Annotated in this window: 2 protein-coding genes; both read right to left on the minus strand. The window is 64.8% G+C overall.

The genetic code is table 11. From position 1 onward, the window contains the following. Window positions 1-2 precede the first annotated feature (2 nt). On the minus strand, window positions 3-8,453 hold the full coding sequence (locus WM2015_RS10725) for a hypothetical protein (RefSeq protein WP_156201094.1): 8,451 nt from the start codon (window positions 8,451-8,453) through the stop codon (window positions 3-5). Between the two features lie 8 nt (window positions 8,454-8,461). Next, a complete protein-coding gene (locus tag WM2015_RS10730) occupies window positions 8,462-10,216 on the minus strand; it encodes a hypothetical protein (RefSeq protein ID WP_049726042.1) in 1,755 nt (584 codons plus the stop codon). Window positions 10,217-10,219 lie beyond the last annotated feature (3 nt).

The raw sequence follows: 10,219 nt of genomic DNA on the forward strand, positions 1-10,219 counted from the left end.
GACTAGTTCCCCGAGTAGGAATAGGTTTCGAAGAAGACGCGAATATCGGACACGCCTTCGCCATCACGTTCATCGGAATCCGGCAGCAATCGTCCGTCGATGAAGGTATCGAGCCCTTCATCCGGATCGGCCAGCAGGCCGCCCCCCGGGATGATCAGGACCCATTCGCGGTTCCAGACCGATCGCCCGATGAGACGCGAGTCCGAGGTCACCTGAGCTGCGTCGAAGGGTTCCGTGAAGTGATAGGCACGGAACTGCGAGTAGCGACGAACCTCGTTGAAGGCATCGGACAGGGAGTCCGCCAACGGGATCCAGTTGGCGCTGTCGAGATCCTGCGACCCGATCGGGAACGGCACGGGCAGCAGCTGGTCGATGACCTGCCATTCACGGATCCGGAAGTCGCCCGACGCCGGTGAACGAAGCACATCGGCGCCCACCGGGAACAGGTAGACCCGCGGTGTCTCGCTCAGCGGCAGACCAGCGTAGTCCCGGAACCAGGTGCCCACGGAGCGCACCTTGGTCGCGAACCGCGTCGGATCGTAGGTGCTGTCCCCCGGACCCAGCGGCCAGTGGAAGAAGTTCAGGCCGAAGCTGACCGTGGTCGGGAAACGGAACACCAGGCCCGGCAATGGACCCGCCGATTCCGGCTGCGGAGGTCGGGCGAAGCGCCTGAACTCCGGCAGGTTCCAGAGATTGTCGACCCTGGATTCCGACAGGATCCGACGCCACTGTTCATCGCCTTCATCCGTGTCCTCGATGCGGAAGAGCTCGCGTCGGAGAGAGAAGCGATTGGTCTCGACCTGCGGGTTGTTGAAGCCCAGCTGGCCCTTGAGCACGTCGAAGTTCTGACGCATTCGGCCCATCGCATCGGCCAGGCCGTTGGAGCTCGGCACCGGCTCACCGTCGAGGATCTGGCCCAGGGAGCGCTCTCGGACGATGTCGGTCAGGAAGTTCTGACCCGCCTGCTGATCCGACCCGAGCAGATTGGTCTCGTAGTCGTAGGCCACCGCCGCCAGGAAGACATAGCGTGCCGCCATGTCGAAGGCCGCGCGATACTTCTGCAGGGCATCGTTCCGGAAGATCCGGAAGGCCATGTCCTGATAGCGATATTCCTGCGTCGCGGCGGCGCCGGTCTTGCGGAACTGGATCAGCTGAGCCATCAGACGCTGGCCACGAGCCAGCTCTTCGAGGTAGCGACGATAGTGCTGCTCGATGGTCTCGATGCGTGAATACATCTCCATGCGCAGCAGCGGCTCGCGACGAAGCATCTCGTCGAACTGACCCTTGAGATTGAACACATCCAGACGCGAATCCAGGGTCTGCACTTCGAGTGCGGCCAGCTGGGAGACGTCGGCCTGTGCGGCAGCCACCCCATTGGCGGCGATCTCGAGCACCTCACCGATCCCGTCGGTGACCGCATTGGCCGCGATCCCGACTGCCTTGAGCGAACAGCGCCCGGCCGAGAACACGTCACCCCCGGCCGCCAGGCCCGCGATGGTGTTCTTCGGAATGCACTCCGAGCCCGCCTCGAGAAGACCACCGGCCAGGTTACCCGCCGCCTTGGTCAGCTTGGCGGTCTGGTTCAGGGTCTGGATGGCGATGTTCATGCCATTGAGGGTCCGGCGCTCGTTGTTGGCGATCGACAGCTGTTCCTCACGGACGGCGAAGGTCGCCGAGATCGTGTCGATCATGTCCTTGATGTCCTGACTCAGGTTCTGATACTCACGCAGCGCGCGCACCAGATCGAGGCGGGCGGAGAACATGTCGTGCAGGATGTTCTGCAAGGTGCCGGTGGCACGCCGCCGCCCGGTCCACTCGGGCGGTTTACCGAAGCTGAAGCCGAAGGCGGGCGAGTCGTAGGTCACGTACTCGACGTTGAGCACATCGTCGGCGCCGTCGGGCGTGTCACCCAGGGCGCAGCCACTGCTGAGCGGTGCCGACGGGCAGTCGATATCCCAGAAGGCTGCTTCCTCCTGGAAGCCGAAGAAGTTCACCCCACCCTCCAGCGGTGAGTAGGTCGCCGTGAAGCGATCGAGGCGCACATCGCCCTCGATGTCGAAGCCTTCCAGCAACTCGGCGTTCTGCCCCACCAGCTCCATCACGTCGACGTACATGTAGTGGTAGACATCCGGGCCGTTGTAACCGGTCGGGTAGATGCCACCGGGGCCGACATCGTCCGGATAGGGATAACCGAAGATCTCGATCAGGCGATTGTTGAAGTCGGTTTCCGTGGCTCGCGAGTTGACGAACTGCTCCTCCTCCGTGTCCTGATTGAAGCGCAGCATCCGGTTGATCTGGTTGGCGTAGTCCCAGGCCTTGACCGCGTTGTCCAGGGCCGTCTTGGCGCGCAGGTAGATCTGCTCGAAGTGGGTCTGGCCGGCGTTCGGTCCCGGACCCGGCTCGACGCGGGACGGATCGATGTCGAAGGGCACGACGTCGCGGGCCAGGCCGAGTGGGTTGAGGCCACGATCGGCACCATCGAGCTGGGCCTGGATGGCATCGAAGCTGGCCACGATCTCGTCGAGTTCATCGACCCGCGTACGATCCACCTTCTGGATGCCCAGATTGCCCGGATCCGTGTCTTCGTCCGGCAGGATGGCATTGGCCACGACCCAGTCGAAATAGGCCCCCTGCCCGGCCCGGCGGGCCCATTCGGACAGGCCCCAGGCACGCTCCTCGTCATCGTCCTTGTAACCCTGCCACTGGGCGTTGGGGTCCTCGACATAGAACTGGCGATAGGTCAGGTTGACGATCTCGGCCCCGGTTCTCGCCTTGGCCGCCGCGACGGTGGCGAAACGCCGCTCGTCGAAGAAGTCGACCTGGATGGGCACACCCGCCACCGGCACGGCCTCGGCACGCGGCTCCCAGGTGAAGAAGGGATTGCGCAGCAGCTGGTAATGGGTCTTCAGGCCGGTCAGGTAATGGCCCCAGGCATCGCCGTGACCCTGCGGATACTGGATGCGCGCGTCGAACTCGTCGATCACCCCGTCGTTGTTGAAGTCGCTGATGCCGTAGTTCAGGGCATAGGCAACCTCGCCGTCGCCGGTGGTGAAATTCCAGAACAGGCGGTTGTAGACCGGCGACGCGGAGGTCGTGGCCTGCGAGGTATCGCGGCCTCGAAGCAGGATCAGTTCCTCTTCGAGCACCGAGGCCAGCTGGTTCTGGAACGGGAAGATGGCCGGGGCCATGCTGGCGAACTCGCCGCTGGTCAACAGACCCACGGTCGGATCCTGGGCATCGGCGTAGGCCTCGTTGCCCAACAGGGCATAGAACTCGGAGATCCGGCTGGCGACGTTCAGGATCGCCGTGTTGGCCGGCCCGTAGTCCACCGGCGGCACGGCATTGACGGACAGATCCAGAGCCCGCCGCATCACCGTCGTGTAGGCCTCGATCAGTCCGATCTGGTTGAGCACGGCAGGATTCGAGGTCAGCGGAATATCGCCTTCGTAACGCTCACCCAGCTGGGTCAGCATGCTGCTGAAGGTGTTGGTCGGCCCCGAATGGAAGTCCTGGACTCGCGCCTCGAAGGGATTGAGTCGTTCGATCACTCGCTTGACCCATCCCAGGGCCAGCTGGGCCCGCTGATCACGCGGCGTGCCGCCGGGCCCACCGGCCCAGAGGCTCCACTCGTTCTCGTTGTTGCAGGCCGACAGACCGCGGTAGCGCGCCAGGTACCAGTTGTCCGACAGGGTCTGGATGTTGGCGCCTTCGACGACGATCTCGATCGCGCCCTGCGGGTCATCGACCGGGAAGCGCTGCCAGCCGTTGAGCTGACCCGTGTCCGGGTTGGGCAGCGGCTCGGGCGGCAGACCCGTCAGATCGGGCTGGAAGTACCACTCGAACTCCAGTTCGTCGGCTCGGCCACCGAAATCGCCCGAGTGCCTCAGGGTCACCTGCTCATCGAAGATGTTGTCCGGCGCGATGACGTTCAACTGCCCCTGATAGGAGCGGAAGATCTCCGCCGGCGCCGGCGGCAGGGGATCGACCAGGCAGTCCACGCGGATGATCTGGATGCTGACCGGGGCCGGACTGAGCGTCTGGTCGTTGTTGAAGGCCAGCGTGACCCAGCCGGTGCCGCGGGTGGCGCCCGCACTCAGGGCCGGCGTCACGCCGACGGCCTGGTAGGGCTCGAGAAATCCTTCCTCGTCCACGTCATTGGTCGGATCGTCATCGAAGTTGAACATGATGAACGGATCCTGGAAGGCCGCCAGCAGCTCGCCGCGGAAGGGATCACGCTCATCGGTACAGGTCCGCACGCCGGTCGACGGATTGGTCTGGCTGGCTTCACAGATCTTGCGGATGCCGTTCGGGTTGCGCGTCACCCGCAGCAAGGCCTCGATGGCCTCGGCCCAGCTGCACTCATCGTCCACGCTGGCACAGGTCTTGGTCATGTCCTCGGCGGCGTCGGGTGCGGAACCATCGAGCACCTTGAGCTGCTCGGCTTCGCGGAAGCTCATGATGTTGAGCAGGAGCATCGGCTCGCCGGCCAGGCTGTCATCGAACACGCCGGAGAAGATCAGGCGCTTGTTGATCGGGTCGTAGCGCAGACGCTCGCGAATCGAGACCGGCAGACTCAGCAGGCCATCCGAATCCCCGACCACGATCTGGTAGCCGGTCACCGGATCCAGCTGGGTGCCGAGGCCTTCCAGGGAATCGAGAATGACGAAGCGCGGCGTCAGCGGATCGATCAGCTGCACGAGCGTGTCGTCCGGGCCCGCTCCACCCGGCGTCAGCGCCTCGGCTTCCCGGAATTCGTCGAAGACCACCTCGACGGCATCCTGCTGGAAGATATTCGGCAGGCCGCGCTTCTGTCTGAGCAGGGTTTCACCCGGGATCAGCTGCGGCGCTTCAGCCGGCCAGGTGAAGGTGTAGTCCACCTCGATCGGGTCCGTCGGCGATGCCGAACCGCCCTGATCGACCGGCAGGCGCGCCATCCAGGGAATGCACTGCCCTTCCAGCGCTTCCGGGAAGTCGTCATTGCTCGGATCGTAGACCATGCCCGGCTGCAACGGATACCAGAAGCGCATCGAGCCTTCACCGGCCGACTTGCTCCACAGGCCGTTCTTGTAATCCTTGAAGAAGGGCGGCGGCGGCTGCGGATCGTTGGCGGCCTGACCGACGGCCAGGCTCTCCGAGCAGCCCGGAAGGATGGACAGGGGGTAAGGCGGCTGCACCGCCGTGCCCGCCTCGCCACCGAACTGGAAGCCATCGAAGCCGGCGCCGGTCGCGGTGACGTAGAAGACACGATAGGCCCAGCGATCCAGGCCCTGGTTCCAGTACTTGATCAGAACATAGGGATCGGTCGCCGAGGTCAGGTCTCCCGGCAGATTGATCCCGAAATCGGCGCGCAGCGCGAACAGGGCGAGAATCCCCGATCCGGTGTTCGACGGTGCGAAGAAGGCATGCGTGGCGTTCGGGTTGTAACCCGGCAGGCTCGGCACCGGCTGCTGGTAGATGCGCAGTTCCGGATAGAGAATCGGGCTGAGCGGCTCCTGGCCGAGCACCTCGGCCCCGGTCTGGGAGGCCACGATGATGCGCTCCGGATCCAGCGGCCAGTCGGGCGCGTAGTTGATCGCTCGCTGCGGCCAGTAGATGCCCATCGCATTGCGGCGGTACCAGGCCACGGTCATGTCCTTGCCGGCATCGGCAAGGCGGTTCGGACGCACCTTGTTGACGGCGATGATGTGCCCGGTCCGGGCCTCTCGATCGTAGGAGGCTTCCGAGCCCACGCCATCGTAGAAAGCCGCTTCGTTCAGCACGTAGCCGGCTCGACCCGGCTGGTTGTGGAAGGCATCGATGATCGGCTCGCCGATGTCCCAGCGCACGTTCTGCGCATAGTCCGGCGACTGATTCGGTCGGAAGGTTCGGACCACCTCGATGGACAGCGGGAACTGGAAGGGATCGGTCGTCGTCCCCTCGACGTACATCAAGACGGTGAAGCCCGGCTCGCTGGCGGTCATCACACCGGCATTGACCACCGCCCCGCTGGACTGGGACTGGGGCGGGAAGTTGTTGACGTAGCGGAAGGCGCTGCCCGGCTCGTCGGTTTCCACCGGCGCGCCGGCGATATGCACCTGGTAGCACTCCGAATCATCGGCCGCACTGCAGGCAACACCGGGCCAGGCGGTGCGCCCCACCGAGACGATGCGATTGCTGCTGCCCGGCGGGTCACCGGCGACCTTCCAGTGCACTTCGACCCCATCGATCGCATCCAGAGCGGTCAGCATGGCGGCATCGGCCCCCGTCGGGCGAGCCCAGAAGAACAGTCGCCCGATCGCATCGAGCACGAGCTCGCCGTCGATGTAGATGTCGGGAACGGCCGCCAGGTCCGAGGTGTCCGCGCTGGCGGGCGGCGGCACGATCTCCCCCACCAGCCAGGTCTGGACTTCGAACCAGACGCCCTGAAGATTGAGGTTGGCCACGAAGCCATTCCTGCCGGCCGAGGCGGTCAGGGTGGCTTCCTTGCCGAAGGTCAGGCTGTCGGAGAAATCACCACCGACGTAGAGATTGCTGAGCCCATCGGTACTCAGGGTCCGCATCTCGGCGTCGCCGGGGCCACCGGCCTTGCCGGGAACGCCGCCGCTGCCGTTGTAGCGATCACCACCGCTGACCCACTGGAAAGCCCCATTGGACAGGGCCGAACGTGCCACGAAGAGATCACGCTGTGCGGTTGCCTGGATCGTCCCGTCGGGATTGCCCGGCAGGAAGATCGCGGTGCCGGAGAAGTGGCCCGCGATGAACACCCCGTCGGCCGTGGCCACGAGATCCACCGCTTCGCCACCGGTGGCCGAGCGTCCCCAGATCCAGGTGCCGTCGCTTCCGGACAGACGCCCCGCGACGGCGCCGGGATTGACGATATTGTCGGCGCTTCCCGCATCCGGGAGGACGACGTCCGCGCTGGCCTCGCCGGCCAGATAGGCATCACCCTCGGGGCCCACGGCGATCGAATTCATCTTCAGATTGTCCGGCGCGCTGCGCAGCCAGGACCAGCTCGGACTGCCATCGGCCACATTGCCGACGCGGGCAACGAACTGACGCCTGGACGGCTCGAAGTCCTCGCTGTAGATGCGAAGCGCGCCCTCGAAGACTTCGACGTCATCGATGTAGAAGCCGTCCTCGCCCACTGCAGAACCTTCGCCCAGCACCCACTGGAACTGCACGGAAGACTGGCCCACCAGGCCACTGAGATCGACCTCCACGGTGCGCATCTCCGGCCACCCGGGACTCGTGTTGCACCAGCCTTCACCACTGACCGGGTTGGACTCGAGGCCGTTGCCCGCCCCGTTGTACCCCCCGGCCAGGAAGCTCGAGGCCGAGAAGCGGGTCCAGCTGGTACCGCCGTTGGTGCTGTATTCGAGATAGGCCACGTCGTAACAGGACCCGGAAGGCAGGTCGAGGCGGAAGCGGTTCTGGAAGCTCAGACGAGGGTTCACCGAGGCGCTGAAATCGAACACCTCGTCCAGGCGGAGTCGCTTGAGCGAAATTCCCGCGGTGTTCGGGACGTACATCGCCGAAACGCCGCGATTGTAGGGCGTGCTGATCAGCTGCCAATTGCCCTCCACCGCCGTGAAGTCCGCACCGCCCGGCGTGGTATCGGGCAGCGCAACGCCGCCGATGGTGATGGCGCCGCTGTGTTCGCCGATGACCAGTGCCCGACCATCGTCCGACACGTCCAGATCGAGAATCCGGGTGGCATTGCTGCCATTGGCATCGGCGTTGAAGGCCCAGCGCCAGCGACCATCGGAATCCATCGCGGCAAGAAAATGCTGATCCGGGTCGTTTCCGGAACTGCAGCCGCCGGCACCGATGGTCTGGTCGAAGGCCGGCTCGGAAAGACTGGCCGGCGTCAGGAGGCGCAGATTGCACTGGTAGTGTCCGGCGATGACGACCTGGGCCGGCGTTTGCGGGATCGTCGCCGGGTTGCCGGGGATGACGCCGATCCCGGTCACGAAATCGGGCTTCGGACCGGTGGCCGATTTGGCCCAGACCCAGTCACCGTCGCTGTCGATCTTGGCGACGAAGATGTCTTCCGCCAGACCATTCGATGACAGTTCGAAGGGGCCGAAGTCCGCTTCACCGATGAAGGTCCCCGTGACGTACACGAAGCCGGCTTCATCGACCGCGATGCCCACCGCGCGGTCCGAGCGCGCGGAACCCGCGCGCACCACCCACTGCAGATTGCCGGCCTGGTTGTAACGCGCCACGAAGGCGTCATCAGCGCCTCGGGCGGTAATGAAGGTCGAGCCTCCGAAGAGGGCTTCCCCGCTGAACCGTCCCGCGACATAGACGTTGCCGTTGGGGCCGACGGCCGAGGCTTCGACACGGTCGTTCAGGTCGCCGCCGGCCGCCGTCGGCCAGACGGCGCTTGCCGGCGCACTCGCGAGCAGCATGGCCAGGCCGATCAGGGTCGCGATGACCGCTGAGCCGGGCTTGATGGTCTGGTAGGTAGTCATGGCCATCCTCACTGGTTCAGCAGGGGTACGGTGGAAACACGGCGCATCCGGAAGGTGCCGGAGACGAAGACCGTCGATCGGTGCAGACCGGAGATCGACTCGCTGTAGGCGCCTGCCAGTTCCTCATCCCCGTACTCCGGCGGGTTGAGCTGCTCCGGATCGTTCAGGGAAAAGAAGAATTCGAATTCCCGCGTGACCTCGAAGGCTTCCTCACGGAAATTGAGGAACTGGGGATCGAGGTTGTCGTGGTCCGGGTGATAGCGGTGCAGGAACGGGTTGGTCGGGAACTCCGGATCGAGCACGATCGAGCCGGTCAGCAGTCCGTTGGCCCCGAAGGCACCGGCCAGCTCGAGCTCGGGTCCCTCGAAGTCGAAGCCGGCCGTGCTGACCCGCAGCCCGACCGGTTCCCCACCGCGAAGCACCGCCCCCGAGAAATTGGGAATCAGTTCCTCACGCGTGACCAGCACATTCCGTCCGGGCGTCTCCGTGATGAAGAAGCCCGGATTGTCAGGATCCGGGATCTCGGTCCCGTCCTGCCACATCTGGATCACTTCCTTGAGCATCCGTGTCGTTCCCGAGGCATCGACATGCATCAGCACGCGAAGATTGAATTCGCGCCCCACGGGCGTCGGCATCACCCCGCCCTGCTGGGCCTGGCTGACGGCATCGATGGAAATCACCCCCAACCACAGGCCCGCGTAACGAGGATCGGCGTTGCGCAGCTGCCCATCCTCGGAGCGACGCACGGTGGCGGTCGCCGTCTGCACGATGGGTTGAGAGACGGCTGCCGAGACTTCCAGCAATCGGCGGGCCCCGAAGCCATTGGTGATCTCGATGATGTGCGATGCATCGTTGGCCAGCAGATCGGCTCGACGCACCCCGAGGCGCAGGGTGATTGCCTCATCCACCGGCAAGGCCACCGTGTATTCCCTTGGCAGCACCGGCCAGAAAATGCTGCCGGTGGCATCGTCGACCTGCCGGACGGCCAGCGGCACCGGCACGTCGGAATCGAGCTGTCGAAGCGTGATCTGATTGCCCAGACCGCTGGCATTGCGAAGGGTGAAACCGTCCCGGGCCAGGGTGCCACCGAAGTCGAGGCGCCCGTCGAATTCCAGCTCCACTTCCAGCGGGCCCTGATAGGTGGACCGCCCACGGGTAAAGACCCAGTAGGCCTCCCCGCTCTGGATGCGCTCGGAAAACGGCTGGGCGATCTCGACCCACTCCCCGTTCTCGCTCAGGCGGAAGATGCTCTGGTCGGCGTGGGCCTCGGAACCCGCGAACCAGTTGGCAAAGGTCGGCGGATTGTCCGGGTCCACGGGGAAACCGGTGAACTGGAAATCATCGCTGCGCCAGCGCATGCGGCGAACCAGCGGCCGCCCCTCGATACGGAGTTCGACCGGCTGGCTGCCCAGCAGACGAACCAGGTAGGGCTGATTGGCGCTGATCGTGTAGAGATTGGTCAGGACGCTTTCGGGGCGCTCGGGCGGAAAGTAGCCATACCAGCCATCGATCGTCAGCAGTTCCTCGTCCGGATCCTGGATGAAGGCGACCGGTTGATCGTCGGGCAGCCAGCGCCAGACGCTGGCCACGGGAATGCCGGCGAAGACCTGTTCGATGGAGTCGACCTCGGGCTGGACTTCGACGTAGATGGCATTCCAGCCCGGCTGAAGCTGGATGACCTGCTCGTAGGTCGAGGCCTTTGCGCCGAACATGAACAGCGCGCAGACCGTGAACAGAACGTATCGGATCGGGTTCGTCTTCATTGA

It is taken from the genome of Wenzhouxiangella marina, from assembly GCF_001187785.1.
Taxonomy (GTDB): domain Bacteria; phylum Pseudomonadota; class Gammaproteobacteria; order Xanthomonadales; family Wenzhouxiangellaceae; genus Wenzhouxiangella; species Wenzhouxiangella marina.

Coding starts and splice junctions, on each gene's coding strand:
- WM2015_RS10725 (WP_156201094.1), bottom strand. CDS start 8,453: ATGACTACCTACCAGACCATCAAGCCCGGCTCAGCGGTCATCGCGACC.
- WM2015_RS10730 (WP_049726042.1), bottom strand. CDS start 10,216: ATGAAGACGAACCCGATCCGATACGTTCTGTTCACGGTCTGCGCGCTG.